Here is a 16,054-nt window from a genome sequence, read left to right as displayed (position 1 = left end):
CGCGGCTCGGGGTGAATCTGCGTCTCGCGCCTGTGCGTTTTGCGCAGAGTCGTCACGGTTTTTCAACATTGGTTCATTCCCCGGGTCCGCGTATCATAGAGTGACTGCGGTGCGTTTTTGGCACTGTTCCCCATTCACGCGATACCACGAGTCGCCGGTAACTCATGAAAAAGCTCCTGTTCGGTCCCCGTCTGTGGGTCATCCTGCTGGCAACGCTGCTGGTATTCGGTGGCCTGTTTGCCATGCAGTGGTATGGCAGCAAAATGATGAACGAGTCCATGGATAATCGTCCACGGCAAACTGTGACGATCAGCGCGGCGGCAGCGAAAAGCGTGAGCTGGCAGTCAACGTTAGCCGCGGTCGGCACCCTGTCGCCTATTAACGGTGCCGCGCTGGCAACCGAGGTTTCGGGCATCGTCGAGCGCATTTTCTTTGATAACGGTGACTCGGTAGCCGCTGGCGACGTGATCATGGAGCTGCGCACTGCCCCGGATCGGGCCGAGCTGAAAGCGCTGGAGGCTGCCGCCGAACTTGCCAGGCTTGAGTCCGAACGCGCGAGGTCGCTGGTCGATGAACGCAACATCTCCCGGTCTGAACTTGACAGGCGCGCGACTGAACTCGATCAGGCGCTGGCACAGGTGAGCGCGCAAGAGGCGCGCATCGAGCAGAAGCGCCTGCGTGCTCCTTTCGACGGGCGCCTGGGCATCCGGCGTTACAACGTCGGTGACTACGTTGTTGCCGGCGACACCGTTATCGAGCTGCAGTCTCTGGAGCGACTGTATGTGGACCTGACGCTCCCGGACCGCTATAGCGGCCGCGTTGAGCCGGGCATGCAAATCGATCTGCTGGTGCCCGCTATTGTTGATACTTCTTATACCGCGACCATCAATGCGGTGGCGCCGACCGTCGCAACCGAAACGCGAAACTTCGCACTGCAGGCCATCGTGGAGAACGTCGACGGAGTCCTCCGGTCGGGCATGTTTGCCCGTCTCACCCTGCCGCTGGGTGAACCGACGGAGCAGGTTGTGGTGCCGGGAACCGCGATTTCCTATCGACCCTACGGCAACTCGGTGTTTGTTGTGGAAGACGCCGAGGATACGCAAACTGTGTCGCAGCGCTTTGTCACGCTGGGTGATAGACGCGGCGACATGATTGCCGTTGTCGAGGGTCTGCAGGCGGGCGAAACTGTTGCCACCAGCGGGCTCCTGAAGCTGGGATCCGGCGTGCCGGTGAAGATCGATAACTCGATCGAGCCGGACGCGAGTGAACGTCCCGAACCGGATAACGGCTGACATGGCATTTACCGATATTTTTATTCGCAAGCCGGTTTTGGCGAGCGTGGTCAGCCTGTTCCTGCTTCTTCTTGGGTTGCGTGCCGCGTTTGATCTCAATGTGCGCGAATATCCGCTTATCGAGAATGCCATCATCACCGTATCGACGACTTACACGGGCGCGGATGCCGAGCTCGTCAAAGGCTTCATCACAACACCGCTCGAGCGTGAGATTGCAACGGCGGAAGACATCGATTACCTGACCTCCAACAGCAGTCCCGGCATCAGCACGATCACGGCGCACGTGCGCACGGGCGCAAACCCTGACCAGGTGCTCACCCAGATAGTCACCAAGGTCAATAAGCTGCGCAATGAGCTACCCGAGAATTCCGAAGATCCGGTTCTGAACCTTGCCGTCGGAGAGCAGGTGGGAACGATGTATCTGTCGTTCTTCAGCGATGTGCTGCCGGTCAATCGCGTGGCAGACTATGTCATTCGCGAGGTGGAGCCCAAGCTGTCGACGCTGCCTGGCGTGCAGCGGGCCAGCGCCGATACTACTGCCATCTTTGCCATGCGCATCTGGCTCGATCAGGAGCAGATGACCGCGCTGGGGGTCACCGCCAGCGATGTCCGGGCGGCACTGCTGGAAAACAATGTACTTTCCGCGGTGGGGTCGACCAAGGGTTCGATGGTGCGGATCAATTTCAAGGCCGAGACCGATCTGAGCACCGTTGATGCTTTCCACAAGCTGGTGTTGCGTGAAAAGGATGGCGCTATCGTACGACTTGGCGACGTCGCCGAGGTCGAGCTTGGTACTGAAGGCTACGATACGTCCAGCATGGTGATCGACCAGGAGGCGGTGTTCGTGCCGATCAACGTGGCCACGGACGCCAACGCGCTGGAGGTCATCGCCGGCGTGCGTGAGGTGTTTGAAAACGACATCAAGCCGCGTCTGCCGGAGGGTATGCAGGCCTCCATCAATTACGATGCGACGGTCTACATCGAGAATGCCATCAGTGATGTTCAGGCCACCATTATCGAGGCGATGATTATTGTCATCGTGGTCATCTTCCTGTTTCTCGGTTCGCTGCGATCGGTGCTGATACCTGCCATCGCCGTGCCGCTGTCACTGATTGGCGGCTTGTTCCTCATGCTGCTCATGGGCTTCAGCATCAACCTTTTGACGCTGCTCGCCATTGTGCTTGCCATCGGCATTGTGGTTGACGACGCAATTATCGTGCTGGAGAACATACATCGGCACGTGGAGCACGGGATGACGCCGCTGGATGCGGCACTGAAGGGTGCGCGCGAGCTGGCGTGGCCGGTTGTCGCGATGACGACCACGCTGATTGCCGTCTATCTGCCGATCGGGTTTATCGGGGGACTCACGGGCACACTGTTCACGGAGTTTGCGTTCACGCTGGCCGGGGCAGTACTGATCTCCGGCGTGGTGGCGCTGACGCTGTCACCGATGATGTGCGCGAAGCTGCTGCCGGCGGATGCGGGTGAGAACGATAACCGGCTTGAGCGCTGGCTCGATGCGCGTTTCGAGGCGCTGCGGCGCGTGTACCAGCGCGACCTTGACCGTGTGCTCGATGATCGCGCCGGCATCATGGTATTCGGCGCCATCATCCTGGCGTCCTGCTACTTTCTGTTTGTCAGATCGCCCGCCGAGCTGGCGCCGGAGGAGGACCTGGGGCTGATTTTCTATCTCGCGGACGCCGACCCCTATGTAACCCTCGACTACATGGAGAAGTACACGGCAGCGCTGGGCGAGATCAGCCGCGATACGCCTGAGATCGCGCTGAACTTCCTGTTCAACGGACAGAGTACCGATGGCCCTGGATCCAGTAACGGGGCGTTCGGTGGCTTCATTTTCACACCCTGGGCGCAGCGCGAGCGCAGCGCGACCCAAGTCCTGAATGAATCGATACAGCCCGCGGCCAGCAGCATTGCCGGACTCCAGGTAACCGCGGTCAATCCGCCGCCGCTGCCGTCGCCCGGGGTACTGCCGGTGGAGTTTGTCATTAAGAGCACGCTGGATTATTCGGTGCTGTATGACAGTGCCTCGGAGGTACTCAAGCGCGCCCGCGACAGCGGCAAGTTCATTTTTATCGACCAGAACCTGCAGCTGGACCAGCCGCGGCAGCGTGTCCGCATTGATCGCGAGAAGGCGGCGCTTCTCGGTGTCGACATGCAGACCCTGAGCGATGATGTCAGCTCCCTGTTATCCGGCGCGTTTATCGGGCGCTTTTCCCTGCAGGACCGCTCCTACAAGGTCATTCCGCAGATACGTCGGGACCAGCGCCTGAATCCGGAGGATCTCTACGACTACTATACCCGGACCGGCAGCGGTGACCTGATTCCCCTCAGCACGCTGGTGACCCTGGAGGGCGATGTGGTGCCGCGATCCCTGAAGAGCTTCCAGCAGCTGAATTCTGTCACGCTGGAGGGCGTGCCCCGGCCGGGGGTACCGCTGGGTGATGCCCTGGCGACTCTGGAAGGCATCGCCGGCGATGTTCTTACCCGGGAATACAGTCTGGATTACTCTGGTCAAAGCCGGCAGTTCAAGACCGAGGGCAGCGCCCTGGTTGTCACGCTTTTCTTCGCCCTGGTCATCATCTACCTGGTGCTGTCGGCCCAGTTCGAGTCCTTCCGCGATCCGCTCATCATGCTGGTCACGGTGCCCATGTCCATCGCCGGTGCACTGCTGTGTCTCAACGTGCTGGCGCTGTTCCAGGTGAATGGCGCCACGCTCAACATCTACACGCAGGTGGGCCTGGTGACGCTGATCGGCGTGATCTCCAAGCACGGCATTCTCATTGTGGAGTTCGCCAACCGTCTGCAGGAAGAGGGCATGGCGAAGCGTGAGGCGATTGAGGAGGCGGCCTCCGTGCGTCTGCGTCCGGTGCTGATGACAACCGCGGCGCTGGTGCTGGCGATGCTGCCGCTGCTGATGGCCGACGGGCCCGGAGCCGCGGCCCGTTTCTCTATGGGCATGGTGATTGCATCCGGGATGACCATCGGCACGCTGTTCACGCTGTATGTGTTGCCGGCCGTTTACCTCTACCTGGGTCGGGATCTTGCGGCCACGCGTGCTGGCGAGGCATCCACGGCCTGAGCGGTCATCGCTCTGTGAGGATCTGGGCAAACAGCGACGGATCCACGTTGCCACCGGAAATCACGATACCGGTGACCCGGTCTGTCGCGTCGACCCTGCCGTGCAGCAGCGCCGCGAGGGCAACGGCTCCGCCGGGTTCCACCACCAGTTTCAGGTGATGGAAGGCAAAACGCATGGCCTCGCGCACCTCGGCATCCGACACTGACAGACCACCGGCCAGCAGTCGTCTGTTGATGCTGAAGGTCAGTTCGCCCGGTGTCGGCGTCTGCAGTGCGTCGCAGATGGATCTGGCCTGCGCCGCATTTTCCTCCCGCCGCCCGCTGGCGAGAGATCGGGCGGTGTCATCGAAGGCCTCCGGCTCCACGGCATAGATGGCGGTGTCCGGGGACGCCTCCGAGAAAGCCGTGGCGATGCCGCTTACCAGTCCGCCGCCGCTGCAGCACACCAGAAGCTGTGCCAGCTGAACGCCGCGCTCCGTCGCCTGGTCGAGAATCTCGAGCCCCGCAGTGCCCTGCCCGGCAATGATGTCGGGGTCATCGTAGGAGGGCACCAGTGCGGCGCCGCTCTTCGCCGCTATCCCGCGTGCAATGTCTTCGCGACTTTCCCGGTAGCGATCATATTCGACCACGGTTGCGCCGTAGCGCCGGGTATTGTCGGCCTTGATGGCGGGTGCATCCATCGGCATGACGATGGTGGCGGGAATGCCGAGGATCTGTGCAGCCGCCGCCACACCCTGGGCGTGGTTGCCGGAGGACCAGGCGACAACGCCGGCGCCGCGCCGGTCCGCCGTGATCTGGGACAGTCGATTATAGGCACCGCGGAATTTGAAGGATCCGGTGCGCTGCAGGTTTTCGGCCTTGAGAAAGACGCGCCCGCCGACCCTGGCATTCAGCTCATTGTTCTCTATCAGCGGTGTGACCACGGCATGATCGCGCAGGCGATCCCGTGCAAGCCGCAGATCTGCGGGAGTGACGTCCATCATGCGTTCCTTTTTTGTTGGTGTTGTCAGCAGCTGTCCCACGCGACGGGGGAAGCGGCCATCATACCATTCAGGGGCTGCCGCTCAGCAGCTGGCGTGCCGCGCTGACGATTCCCTCGCGATCGGGGAGCACTGTGTAGGCGGCATCGCCCAGAGGAATAAAGCTGTCCAGCGCCGTAATTCTCGCCGCGCGCACCCCGGGCAGCGATTCCTGCAGCAGGGTCATGAGCGCTTCGCTGACCGATCCGGATCGCCGGCACTCGTCGACGATGAGAACGCACTCGCAGTCGCGCAGCGCCTCGAGCAACGACGCCTCCGGTAGCGGCTGCAGCCATCGCAGATCTACCAGCGTGGCATCAATGCCGTCCTCCTCCCGGAGTGTCTGTGCCGCCTGCGTCGACAGGTAGTAGCCGTTGGCGTAGCTCACAATGGCGAGCGCGCTGCCACCGTCGGTGGCGTGTACGCTGCCCGGTGCAATGTGCTCCTGTGCGGCGGGCGACGGGTAGGGCGCGGCCCAGAGATTGTCTCCGGGGCTGAACAGATCGGTGGTCATGTACAGGGCGATCGGTTCGAGAAAGACGACAACCCGCTGCTCGCGATGGGCGAGATCGACGCAGGTGCGCAGCAGCCCCGCGGCGTCGCGTCCGCAGCTGGGTGTCGCCACGACAAGACCGGGAATGTCGCGCAGGACCGCGATGGAGTTGTCGTTGTGGAAATGGCCACCGAAACCCTTCTGGTAGGCGAGCCCGGCGATGCGCACCACCATGCCGTTGCTGAACTGACGGTTGGAGAAGAAGGACAGGGTGGCCGCTTCACCGCGCAGCTGGTCTTCGGCGTTGTGAAGGTAGGCAAGATACTGGATTTCCGCGATCGGCAGATAGCCACACTGGGCGAGGCCGATGGCGAGCCCCAGAATGCTCTGCTCGTCGAGCAGTGTGTTGGTAACCCGCGCCGGGCCGAACTTGTCGAGGAGTCCGCGGGTGACACCGTAGACGCCGCCCTTTTTCGCGACGTCCTCGCCGAAGACGAGGGTATCGGAGTATTGCAGCATCAGGTCCGCAAGGGCGAGGTTGATGTGCCGCGACAGGCTCAGCGGTCGGTCGAACTGGCGGGCGTCGCGGCCGAACAGTGCGGCGCGAAGCGGTTCATCCGGCAGTGGCGGCGCCGGGGCATTGTGCGGCATCGGCAGCAGACTCGCCATGACGTCTGCGCTGGTCGTCAGTTTTGGCCGGGTGGCAACCTCCTTTGCCAGCGTCTCGATGCGATGCTCCTCGCGCCGGTAGCTGTCGACGATAGCGGCCGCCGTCATCAGCCCGCGGTCAATCAGCGTGCTCGCGGTCATGAGCAGTGGGTCCTGCGCCTCGTCCTCAGCGATCTGCGCGGCGCTGCGATAGCCGGTCTCGGCGTCCGTGCCGGCGTGACCCAGCAGACGCACGGTGCGGAAATGCAGGAAGGCGGGGCGGCGATGCAGACGCACATGATCGCGTGCGAGGCAGGCCGCGCGGTAAGTATCCAGCAGATCCCGCCCATCACAGCTGATGTAGTGGATACCGGGACGCGCCCGCACGCTGGCCTCGACCCAGCCCACTGGCGTCGGCGTCGATATGCCGATGCCATTATCCTCGCAGACCAGCAGCAGGGGCATGGGCGAGCCCTGGAACGCCGCCCAGGCGGCCGTATTGAGTGCGCCCTGGGTCGTGGAGTGATTGAGGGAGGCGTCGCCAAAACTGCAGATCGCCAGGCTGTCCGCGGCCAGGCCCACATCGCGGTGTGCCACGCGTCGGTACAGCCCCAGGGCGTGCGCCGTGCCCATGGCTTTTGGCAGGTGCGAGGCGATGGTGCTGGTCTGCGGTGGAATCCAGTGCGCCCGTGATCCGATGACCTTGTGGCGGCCACCGGAGACGGGATCCTCAGCGCTGGCGGTGAAGGCAAGGAGGGCGTCTCGCACAGCGTCGCCGACGGGCTGCTGGCGATGCCGCGCGAGTGCGAACGCACAGCTCCGGTAGTGCAGAAACGCCGGGTCGTCGATGCGTAGCGCTGCCGCTACCGCCGCATTGCCCTCGTGTCCCGCGCTGCCGATCGTGTAGAAGCTCTCGCGATTGCGCGCCATGCGGCGTGACACAATATCCAGCAGGCGACTGCTTGTCTGGTCCTGAAACAGCCCCAGCAGTGCGTCATCGCCAAGGACGGTATCCAGCCGGGATGGTGCTGGCAGGCGACCCTCGCTGACGCAGGCGATGAAGGCCTGATGCAGGCGTTCAGAGGGCGTCATGCCCGCCATCTTTCGAAAGGGTAGCGGATCATGCGCATCAGATATCGAAGCGGATACCCTGGGCCAGCGGCAGTTCCCGGGAGTAGTTCACCGTCGAGGTCATGCGGCGCATGTAGCCCTTCCAGGCGTCCGAGCCGGACTCGCGCCCGCCGCCGGTGGCTTTCTCGCCGCCAAATGCTCCGCCGACCTCCGCACCGCTGGTGCCGATGTTGACGTTGACGATGCCGCAGTCGGCGCCCACCGCCGAGGTGAACAGCTCGGCTTCACGGATATCCGTGGTAAAGATGGCGGCCGAGAGACCCTGGGGCACATCGTTCTGCCGGTTTATCGCTTCCTCAAGGGTCTCGTAGGCGTAGACATAGAGTATGGGGGCAAATGTCTCCTCCTGCACGCTGGTCAGACTGGCCGGCATCAGCGCCAGTGCCGGGGTGACGTAGCAGGCGTCCTCGCAATCGGCAACCTCGACCCTGTCGCCGCCGATGACGTCACCGCCGGCGTCCCTGACCGCGGTCAGGGCGCGCTGCATGGCGTCGAGTGACGCGCTGTCAATGAGGGGGCCCACCAGCGTTTCGGCATCCCGCGGATCGCCGACCCGAACCCGGGCGTAGGCCGCTGTCAGCGCATCGACAGCGCGTTGATGAATGCTCTGGTGCAGGAACACCCGTCGCGTGCTGGTGCAGCGCTGTCCGGCTGTACCGACGGCGCCGAAGGCCGTGGCACGCACGGCCAGATCGAGGTCGGCAGACGGTGCGACAACAATGGCATTGTTGCCCCCCAGCTCCAGAATACTGCGGCCAAAGCGCGCAGCCACCGCCGGAGCCACCTCGCGTCCCATTGCCGTGCTGCCGGTGGCGCTTATCAAGGGTACACGCCCGTCATTCACCAGCTGACTCCCGACCGCTTCCTCACCGATCAGGACCTGGACCAGGTGCTCTGGCGCGTCGCCGAACCCGGCGCAGGCATTCTCCAGCAGCTGCTGGCAGGCCAGCGCTGTCAGCGGGCTTTTTTCCGAGGGCTTCCAGATAACGGGATCGCCGCAGACCAGCGCCAGGGCGGTATTCCACGACCACACGGCCACCGGAAAGTTGAAGGCGCTGATCACGCCGACGGGCCCGAGCGGGTGCCACAGTTCCTGCATGCGGTGGCCGGGTCGCTCCGAGGCGATGTTCAGACCGTACAGCTGCCGGGACAGGCCGACCGCGAAGTCGCAGATATCGATCATTTCCTGCACTTCGCCCAGACCCTCCTGCAGTATCTTGCCGCACTCCAGCGTGACCAGTCGGCCAAGGTCTTCCTTGTGTGCCCGTAGTTCGTTGCCCAGCAGCCTTACCAGCTCACCGCGCCGCGGCGGCGGCACCTGGCGCCAGTGGTCGAATGCGGTAACTGCATTGGCAATGGCGGCATCGACGTCCTTCTCGCTGCTGCGGGGCAGCCGCGCGAGCTCATGGCCATCGATCGGCGACGTCACGACAAGGTCGCCATCATTCAGGCTCTCTGCGCTGACACCGAGCCTGTCGAGCGTAGCGCGAAGGTCTTCGCTGGTGTTGCCGTGATAGGTCATGCCGCAATCTCCGTGAACGTTTCCTGTGCAAAGTTACAGCCAAAGCGGTTGCGGATAAATGCATCGAAGGGAATATCTTCCTGTCGTATGAGGCCGCGCTGCGGCAGCGTGCCATCCGCCAGCAGGTCCAGCACCGCACAGACGCCCGAGGCGGTGGTGATCTGAATCGCACTGCGCTGGCGGCCGTTGATCTCACGCCCGTAGACCTTGTTGACATAGGACTGCTGCTCGAAGACGCCATTGCGCGTGCCGCTCACCGTGACAAAGATCAGCACCACGTCCTGCAGGGTCATGGGCAGCGCCTGTTCCATCAACTCCTTCAGCAGGTCCTGCCTGTCCTTCAGGCGCAGATCGTTGAGCAGCATCTTCATCATGTCACGATGCCCGACATAGCGAACGCTGCGGTAGTTGAGATTGCGCACCTTGCCCGCAAGGGTCTCGCACAGGGTGCCCAGACCTCCCGAGGTGTTGAAGGCTTCGTAGTCCATGCCATCCAGTGAAAAGGTTTCCAGTTCCTCCAGCGGGGGTACGCTGACCAGCTCACCTTCGACAATGGCCTCGCAGGGTTCGCAGTACTCGTTGATCAGGCCCTCCACGGACCAGGTGATGTTGTATTTCAGGGCATTCGACGGATAGCGGGGCAGTGCGCCGACACGCATGTGCACATTCTGCAGGCTGTCAAAGGTTCGCGTCAGGTCGTAGGTGACCATGGTGATGAAACCCGGGGCGAGACCGCTCTGGGGGATGAACGCGCGGTCGTCGGATTCCGCCAGCTCACGCACAATACGCGTCGAGGCCACGTCCTCGGTGAGGTCAAGGTAGTGAATGCCGGCATCGGCGGCGGCCCGGGCAACAGCAGCGGTCAGCTGGTAGGGCAGCGCGTTGATCACGGCAAAGTGGCCCCGCATGGCATCGGTCAGCGCGGCGTGATCGCAGACATCGACCTCAAGGCTGGTGATGGCGTCGTGTGGCGGCAGGGTCGCCAGGTTATCCGCGCTGACATCCGCGACGGTGACGCTGTAGTCCCCGCTCGCGGCGAGGAATTCGCTGATCACGGCGCCGATTTTTCCCGCGCCTACCAGTATGATTTTTTTCATGTCCACTCTCCCGGATTCGATGTCTGGCCCCAGACTATCGGTGGCCAACGTCGAAAAACAGACGCAAAGCTGCTAATTTGCGTAGACAAAACCATCAGAACGCCGGAAACACCCTCATTATGCCAGGCAAGGATCTTGATGATGCGCTGCTGCAGCATCTGCAGCAGAACGCCCGGGTGACCATCGCCCAGCTATCGCGACGGCTTGCGGTGTCCCGCAGCACGGTGACCGATCGCATTGAGCGCCTCGAACAGCGCGGGATCATCCGAGGCTATACGGTGGTGCTCGGGGAGGAAGCGACACGCCGTCGCGTGCGGGCCCACATTATGGTAAACGTCTCTACCGGACAGTCGAGCAGCCTGATCCGGGAACTGCGCCGCATGTCCAGCATTCTGCGTGCATACGCGGTGAGCGGTATCTACGACCTGATTGTGGTGGCGGAGGCGGATTCCACCGAGGACCTGGACGAGGTTCTCGACCGGGTTCGTGAACTGGATGGGGTTGAGAGCACGCTGACCAGCGTGGTCCTGTCGACGAAGTTTGAGCGGTGAGGGTACCGGATATGGTGCCGACAGGGTGATTCGAACACCCGACCCACGCATTACGAATGCGTTGCTCTACCGAACTGAGCTATGCCGGCGACACCGGCTGCGCAGTCTAATGAAAGCGCCCATGCCTGACAAGCGCTCCGTCGCTTTCGTGCATCGTCTCTTTTCACGCGGTGGCCTGCGGCTCTGACCCCGGTCTGCCCCGGCGACCGGTATCGACGCCGCGCTGCGGCGCGGTTAGGCTATGTGCCAGAAAGGGACAGGAGGCCTCTCCGGAGGCCGCGCCGGGCAAACCTGCCACGGCAAGGACAGGAGAGGCCTGATGTACAACACGATTCTGGTTCCGGTAGACGGTTCCGACCATTCCCGGGCAGCGCTGGATCTTGCCAGTGAACTGATCTCGGGCGAGTCACCGACTCTCCACCTCCTCAATGTTCCCGAAGTGCCGCCCTTCGAGGGACATGTGGGGCTCTGGACCCAGGGCGGGGCAGGCGGGCAGATCCGGGAAACGGTCGAGGCGGATGCACGCCGGATTCTGGCGGAGGCCGAGGCGTCGGTGAAGAAACCGGGCATCCAGTTCCGGCACCACCTGTTCTGGACGCCGCCTGCCATGGCGATCGTGACGGCAGCAGAGGATCTCAAGGTCGAGGCCATAGTTCTCGGCAGTCGCGGCCTGGGCAGCCTGAAAGGTCTGATCATCGGCAGCGTATCGAACAAGGTGCTGCACAGTGCAAAGTGTCGGGTCGTGCTGGTGCATTGAACGCCCTGCACCGCGCTTGCAACGGCTGCGGCAGGAACGCAGATTCGACCCTTACCAGCCGCGAGTGCGCGACCAGCGGTCGATAACGCGGTTGTTGTCATCGACAACGACGAATTCATCAAACTGGGCGGCGGTGGCGCAGGCGTGGTTGGGCAGGATGCGCAGCAGGCCACCCAGCGGCAGCTGCTCGTAGGGAAGGGGAGAAACGCTTGCGCGCCGGCTGATCATGCCATGCTCCTGACTGGCACCTGAGACCACCAGGTCTTCCACCGGTCGGCTCTCACTGTCCAGCACGGCGCCGTAGCCGTAATCCACAGCCTGGCCCCGGGTGCCGCGGTCGCGGGACAGGGCCATCCAGCCGCCGTCAGTGATCGTCAGGTTTCTTTCTTTCTGGTGGCCTGACACGCTGACCAGGACCGACAGCGCAATCTCGGACGTATCGCACACGCCAATGCCCGCCATGACCAGGTCGAAGAACACATACACGCCGGCGCGGACTTCTGTCACGCCGTTGAGGTGATCGATGGCCAGCGCGGTCGGGGTGGATCCGATCGACACCACAGGGCAGGCAATACCCGCCGCGCGTATGCGTTCCGCGGCAGCAATGCTCGTATCGCGCTCCTGGCGGGCCAGCGCCAGCAGGGACTGCGCGTCCCGGCAGTGATAGGATTCGCCGGCGTGGGTCATCACGCCCACCAGTTCGCAGTCGGGGCTGTCAGCAATGATTCGCGCGATGTCCAGCAGGCGGTCGTCGTCAAAGCGGACGCCCGAGCGGTGCCCGTCACTGTCCAGCTCTATCATTACCCGGTGGGTGACCTGGCGCTTCTCGGCATCGGCGACAACGGCTTCGGCGATCTCCACGCTATCCAGCACAATTTTCAGATGGCAACCGCGTCGGGTCAGGTCCGCAACCGCGGGCAGCTTTGCGGGGACAATGCCTACCGCGTACAGGATGTCGCTGCAGCCGTGCGCAAAAAAGTATTCCGCTTCCTGCAGGGTCGAGACGGTGATGCCGTTGACTTGACCCGCGGCGATGATTTCCTGGGTCACCTGAATACATTTGTTGGTCTTTACGTGCGGTCTCAAGGTGCCGCTCAGGCTCGCCATATGACTGGCGAGTCTGTCGATATTTTTTCGCATACGCTGCAGGTCGAGCAGCAGGCAGGGTGTGGTCAGGTCGCTGAGCGACCGGGTATCAGTGCCGGGGTGCGTCATGCCGCGTACTCCTTCTAAGGGCCGGATTCACCCCCACAATGACACCCGCGTCTCAGCGGATCAGGTAGAACGATTCCTGCCGGCCAAGCACCCATTCCCAGCCGTCATCGGTCAGCACCGCGTCTTCCTCCATGGAAAACCGGACTGGCTGGTTGTCCCACTCGGGTACCGGGTGGGTCACGTTCAGCTCCACCGAATGCCAGGTGTTGGCGCGGAAGGGCAGCTCGCCACGCACGGGAACGCCGCCCTGGTAGTCGGTCATGCCCAGGGGTACGCCGGCCGCGTGACCGTGGTAGCCAATGGAGTGCCAGTAAATGGTGGCATCCAGGTTCTCGTCGCGTGCTGTCGCGAGTGACGCAGCGAGGGCGTCGTTGCCGCTGCGTCCCACGCGGGATTCTGCCAGGGTGATGTCCTGCAGGCGCATGGAGGCGCGCAGACCGTCTCTCAGGCCTTTTGGTGGCTCAACCTCGCCGGGGCGCAGCACGTAGGCGTTATGCTGGGTATCCGTGGCAAAGCCGAGATACTGTATACCGAAGTCCGTCCACAGCATGTCGCCGCGCTGGATGACCGCATCGCCGCTGAACTTGCCGTCAACACCCTTGCGCTGAATGCCGACCGAGGGGTGGAACCAGCCTTCCAGGCCGTACTCGGCAACCTGCTGGCGCATCCACCAGCGCACGTCATCGGCGGTCGTCACGCCGGGGACGATGACTTCATTGGAAAAGGCACGGCCGATGACGGAGTGTGCCACGCGCATGATGTGGCGGTAGGCATCGGTCTCCTCGGGAAGTCGCTTTTCCAGCCAGCCGACGGCCAGCATTTCCGCGCTGACAATGCGGTCGCTGTAGTCCTCCAGCGACGCGAAAAGGGCGTCGCGCTGCGTGGCCGTCAGCCCGTCAGCATGGTTCCAGCGCTCCGACATGTTGATGCCGATCCTCTCGGGGTTGCGTTCCTTCACCAGTTCGCGCAGCCCCTCGAACTGCTTCTCATTGTGCGTCGGCACCACTGTATACAGGTTCTGGTAGTCAAAGCGACCCACGGAGAGTGCCTCGACGCCCTCTTCCTCGCCGCGGTCGTGGAAGACCAGTATGGTTCGGCGACGCGAGGAGTAGGTCTCAAACGGCGCCAGCGAGCGGAACACGGGATCGTCGTTGTATTCGCGCGAGATGATGATCCACATGTCGATGCCCTCGCGGCGCATGATCTCCGGGAGGATCGTCTCGAAGCGCTTCTCCAGCCAGCCGCGCACCAGCTTAGCCTGCTCGCGATGTGTGAGCACCCGCTCTTCGGGGACAAACGCGGATTCCATGGGTATAACGAAGCCCGGTTTGTAGGGGCTCCCGGTATTCTGGGCAAGGCCGGTCATCGGCGCTGCCAGGACTGCCGCTGCGACACAGGACAGTGACAGCGCGCGGCGCACTGCGGCAATCATGGGAGTACGATGCATTTTCTGTCGGGCTGTGTGACTCATTTTCTGTTTCCTTTGCTACACGCTGGCGTGTGGTTATGGGGTTGTTGCCGTGGGTTATCGGCGTCGCTCACGATGTCGACGTCTTTCGGGGCGATCCTCTGCCCGGTGAATGGCTGTCGGTAGTCCAAGACCGAGGCGGCGGTCTGCATGATCGCCACCATTGCGGCGATCCTGATGTTGCCGCAGGCGGCAGGTACAGCGCTTCGAGCTGCACCCGGCCAGGGGCAGGGTGGGTTCCTGACCGATCAGGAAGCGGTGGTCCCGAAGTTCCCGCGCCTCGGGACAGGGCACCAGACCGGGCACGATCGATACTGCCTCGAAAGGCTCGCCGCTGGGCACCGCTGTGCGCCGGGTGACCGCGCGCGAGGTTGCTGGCCCGGGCTTCCTGACAGGCTTTTTCGGCCGGGCCGGATAAACCGACTTTTTTTTGGGCTTGGCAGCGTAAACCACAAGCGCCGCCGCCAGCAGAGCGAGGATCGAAAAAGCCAGCCAGAACACGCGTCCTATACCGCCGCTTCAGCGATTGCGCCCCAGACGCTCATGGGCATCCACCCACTCGTTCTGGCGCGTTTTCTTGTCGACCCGCGTCGCGGCGCCAAGAGACAGCTCTCCGGCTACGACCAGGCCCGCGGCAATCTCTGCCAGCTTGTAGGCCTTGCCTTTGCCATGACAATCCATGATTTCCAGGCATTCACGCTGGGTCGGCAGATTGGTGCCACCGCCGTAGGTTGCCAGTATCAGTGCCGGCAGCGTGACAGAAAAAAAGTAGTCGCCTTCGCGGGTGACCCGGTTGTAGACCGTGCACTGATTGGACTCGCCGATATTGGCGATGTCCTGCCCGGTAGCCAGGTACAGCGCGGCCAGTCCGTTCGCAGGGTGTGCTGCATTGTTCGAGGAATGGCTGAGAAATGACGCCAGGGTGGTAATGCCCTGGCCATAATGCATGGCCTCCGGCGTGATGCGCAGATTGCGTTCGAGCACGTCCCGGGGGACGGTGATTTCCGCGGTCACGCGGCGACCACGGCCCTTCAGCGAGTTGACCGCAGAGGTGCGTTTCTCCGTATCAAAGTTACCGGAAAGCAGGTAGTTCTTCAGTGCAGGGTAGTTTTCCCGAATCCATTCGCAGGCGACGAACGTGGCGCGACTGGTCATGTTCTGGCCCGCAGCATCGCCGGTGGTGTAGTCAAAGCGCGTGTAAATGAAATTGTGGGCGTTGTAGTGCTCGATCTCGATCAGCTTGCCGACCGATGTCGTGGTCTCTGCAACGGCCTTTATTTTCTGGAAGTTGTCCACCAGCCAGTGCTCGAAGTCCCTCGCATCCCGGGCATTGCGAAAGACAAAGCAGGGCGCTCGCTGCATGGCTTCGCCGGCCACTGTTGTCATGACGCCGCCACTTTCCCGGATCACCTTCATACCGCGGTTGTAGCTGGCCAGCATCGTGCCTTCGACGGTCGCCATCGGCACGTAGAACTCGCCTTTGGCGTGTTCGCCGTCGATCAGCAGCGGTCCGGCAAGACCGATGGGAACCTGTACGACACCGAACATGTTCTCGATGTTGCCGGCCATGGCATCGGCTTCAAAAGAAAACTGACGGGTGTGATGGAGTCTGGCTGGCGTGTTTTCCTCGATAAAGGCCTGACGTTCCGCAATGATGTCGGGGCTGTAGTCGTTATCGGGCGATCTCGGGATGCGTTTGCTCACGAAGGCTCTCCGTTGTTATCCGTTGACACGGTACGCAAGGGTCGCAGAACCGTCAATA

At 62.7% G+C, this 16,054-nt stretch carries 12 protein-coding genes and 1 tRNA gene; 4 read left to right on the top strand and 9 right to left on the bottom strand.

The features are described 5' to 3' along the window. Window positions 1-164: 164 nt before the first annotated feature. Together EV688_RS01010 and EV688_RS01005 are read left to right on the top strand one after the other, a co-directional pair. The gene (locus EV688_RS01010) at window positions 165-1,292 is read left to right on the top strand and encodes an efflux RND transporter periplasmic adaptor subunit (RefSeq protein WP_117316476.1); all 1,128 of its coding nucleotides are present in this window, start codon (window positions 165-167) and stop codon (window positions 1,290-1,292) included. A 1-nt stretch (window position 1,293) separates the two neighbouring features. Further along, complete coding sequence (locus EV688_RS01005) at window positions 1,294-4,392, top strand: efflux RND transporter permease subunit (protein WP_117316474.1); 3,099 nt, start codon at window positions 1,294-1,296, stop codon at window positions 4,390-4,392. A 4-nt stretch (window positions 4,393-4,396) separates the two neighbouring features. On the opposite strand, the gene EV688_RS01000 is transcribed toward EV688_RS01005, so the two are convergent. The 4 genes from EV688_RS01000 to EV688_RS00985 all read right to left on the bottom strand — a co-directional run bounded on the left by EV688_RS01000 (window position 4,397) and on the right by EV688_RS00985 (window position 10,301). Further along, on the bottom strand, window positions 4,397-5,374 hold the full coding sequence (locus EV688_RS01000; protein ID WP_117316472.1) for a threonine ammonia-lyase: 978 nt from the start codon (window positions 5,372-5,374) through the stop codon (window positions 4,397-4,399). Window positions 5,375-5,441: 67 nt separating this feature from the next. Continuing rightward, window positions 5,442-7,643 (bottom strand): thiamine pyrophosphate-dependent enzyme, encoded by a 2,202-nt coding sequence (locus EV688_RS00995; protein ID WP_117316470.1) that lies wholly within the window; start codon window positions 7,641-7,643, stop codon window positions 5,442-5,444. A gap of 37 nt (window positions 7,644-7,680) precedes the next feature. Continuing rightward, on the bottom strand, window positions 7,681-9,204 hold the full coding sequence (gene amaB / locus EV688_RS00990; RefSeq protein WP_117316468.1) for an L-piperidine-6-carboxylate dehydrogenase: 1,524 nt from the start codon (window positions 9,202-9,204) through the stop codon (window positions 7,681-7,683). Then, complete coding sequence (locus EV688_RS00985) at window positions 9,201-10,301, bottom strand: saccharopine dehydrogenase family protein (RefSeq protein ID WP_117316466.1); 1,101 nt, start codon at window positions 10,299-10,301, stop codon at window positions 9,201-9,203. Before EV688_RS00985 ends, amaB begins: the two co-directional genes overlap by 4 nt. 119 nt (window positions 10,302-10,420) lie before the next feature. Here EV688_RS00985 and EV688_RS00980 point away from each other — a divergent pair, with 119 nt between their 5' ends. Further along, window positions 10,421-10,852, top strand: coding sequence for an Lrp/AsnC family transcriptional regulator (locus tag EV688_RS00980; protein ID WP_117316464.1), 432 nt, complete (start codon window positions 10,421-10,423; stop codon window positions 10,850-10,852). Window positions 10,853-10,864: 12 nt separating this feature from the next. On the opposite strand, the gene EV688_RS00975 is transcribed toward EV688_RS00980, so the two are convergent. Beyond that, window positions 10,865-10,941, bottom strand: a tRNA-Thr gene (locus EV688_RS00975). A gap of 230 nt (window positions 10,942-11,171) precedes the next feature. Between EV688_RS00975 and EV688_RS00970 the strand changes: the two genes are divergently transcribed. Beyond that, complete coding sequence (locus EV688_RS00970; RefSeq protein ID WP_162883854.1) at window positions 11,172-11,609, top strand: universal stress protein; 438 nt, start codon at window positions 11,172-11,174, stop codon at window positions 11,607-11,609. Between the two features lie 51 nt (window positions 11,610-11,660). On the opposite strand, the gene EV688_RS00965 is transcribed toward EV688_RS00970, so the two are convergent. From EV688_RS00965 to EV688_RS00950, 4 genes are read right to left on the bottom strand one after another with little or no spacing between them, the layout of a single operon-like run. After that, on the bottom strand, window positions 11,661-12,824 hold the full coding sequence (locus EV688_RS00965) for an alanine racemase (protein ID WP_117316461.1): 1,164 nt from the start codon (window positions 12,822-12,824) through the stop codon (window positions 11,661-11,663). A 52-nt stretch (window positions 12,825-12,876) separates the two neighbouring features. After that, the gene (locus EV688_RS00960) at window positions 12,877-14,295 is read right to left on the bottom strand and encodes a M24 family metallopeptidase (protein WP_117316460.1); all 1,419 of its coding nucleotides are present in this window, start codon (window positions 14,293-14,295) and stop codon (window positions 12,877-12,879) included. A 54-nt stretch (window positions 14,296-14,349) separates the two neighbouring features. Next, entirely contained in the window at window positions 14,350-14,793 is a 444-nt protein-coding gene (locus EV688_RS00955; RefSeq protein ID WP_117316458.1) for a hypothetical protein, read from the bottom strand. An 18-nt stretch (window positions 14,794-14,811) separates the two neighbouring features. Then, complete coding sequence (locus tag EV688_RS00950) at window positions 14,812-15,996, bottom strand: hydroxymethylglutaryl-CoA reductase (RefSeq protein ID WP_117316456.1); 1,185 nt, start codon at window positions 15,994-15,996, stop codon at window positions 14,812-14,814. Between the last annotated feature and the right edge of the window lie 58 nt (window positions 15,997-16,054).

Source organism: Chromatocurvus halotolerans (assembly GCF_004340525.1).
GTDB classification, from domain to species: domain Bacteria; phylum Pseudomonadota; class Gammaproteobacteria; order Pseudomonadales; family Halieaceae; genus Chromatocurvus; species Chromatocurvus halotolerans.
Note: the sequence above shows the minus strand (reverse complement) of the source record. Positions and strands in the feature narration are given on the sequence as shown.

Bases quoted from the DNA above. Each gene is read 5' to 3' on its own strand.
- EV688_RS01010 (WP_117316476.1), top strand. From the start codon at position 165: ATGAAAAAGCTCCTGTTCGGTCCCCGTCTGTGGGTCATCCTGCTGGCA.
- EV688_RS01005 (WP_117316474.1), top strand. From the start codon at position 1,294: ATGGCATTTACCGATATTTTTATTCGCAAGCCGGTTTTGGCGAGCGTG.
- EV688_RS01000 (WP_117316472.1), bottom strand. From the start codon at position 5,374: ATGATGGACGTCACTCCCGCAGATCTGCGGCTTGCACGGGATCGCCTG.
- EV688_RS00995 (WP_117316470.1), bottom strand. From the start codon at position 7,643: ATGACGCCCTCTGAACGCCTGCATCAGGCCTTCATCGCCTGCGTCAGC.
- amaB (WP_117316468.1), bottom strand. From the start codon at position 9,204: ATGACCTATCACGGCAACACCAGCGAAGACCTTCGCGCTACGCTCGAC.
- EV688_RS00985 (WP_117316466.1), bottom strand. From the start codon at position 10,301: ATGAAAAAAATCATACTGGTAGGCGCGGGAAAAATCGGCGCCGTGATC.
- EV688_RS00980 (WP_117316464.1), top strand. From the start codon at position 10,421: ATGCCAGGCAAGGATCTTGATGATGCGCTGCTGCAGCATCTGCAGCAG.
- EV688_RS00970 (WP_162883854.1), top strand. From the start codon at position 11,172: ATGTACAACACGATTCTGGTTCCGGTAGACGGTTCCGACCATTCCCGG.
- EV688_RS00965 (WP_117316461.1), bottom strand. From the start codon at position 12,824: ATGACGCACCCCGGCACTGATACCCGGTCGCTCAGCGACCTGACCACA.
- EV688_RS00960 (WP_117316460.1), bottom strand. From the start codon at position 14,295: ATGAGTCACACAGCCCGACAGAAAATGCATCGTACTCCCATGATTGCC.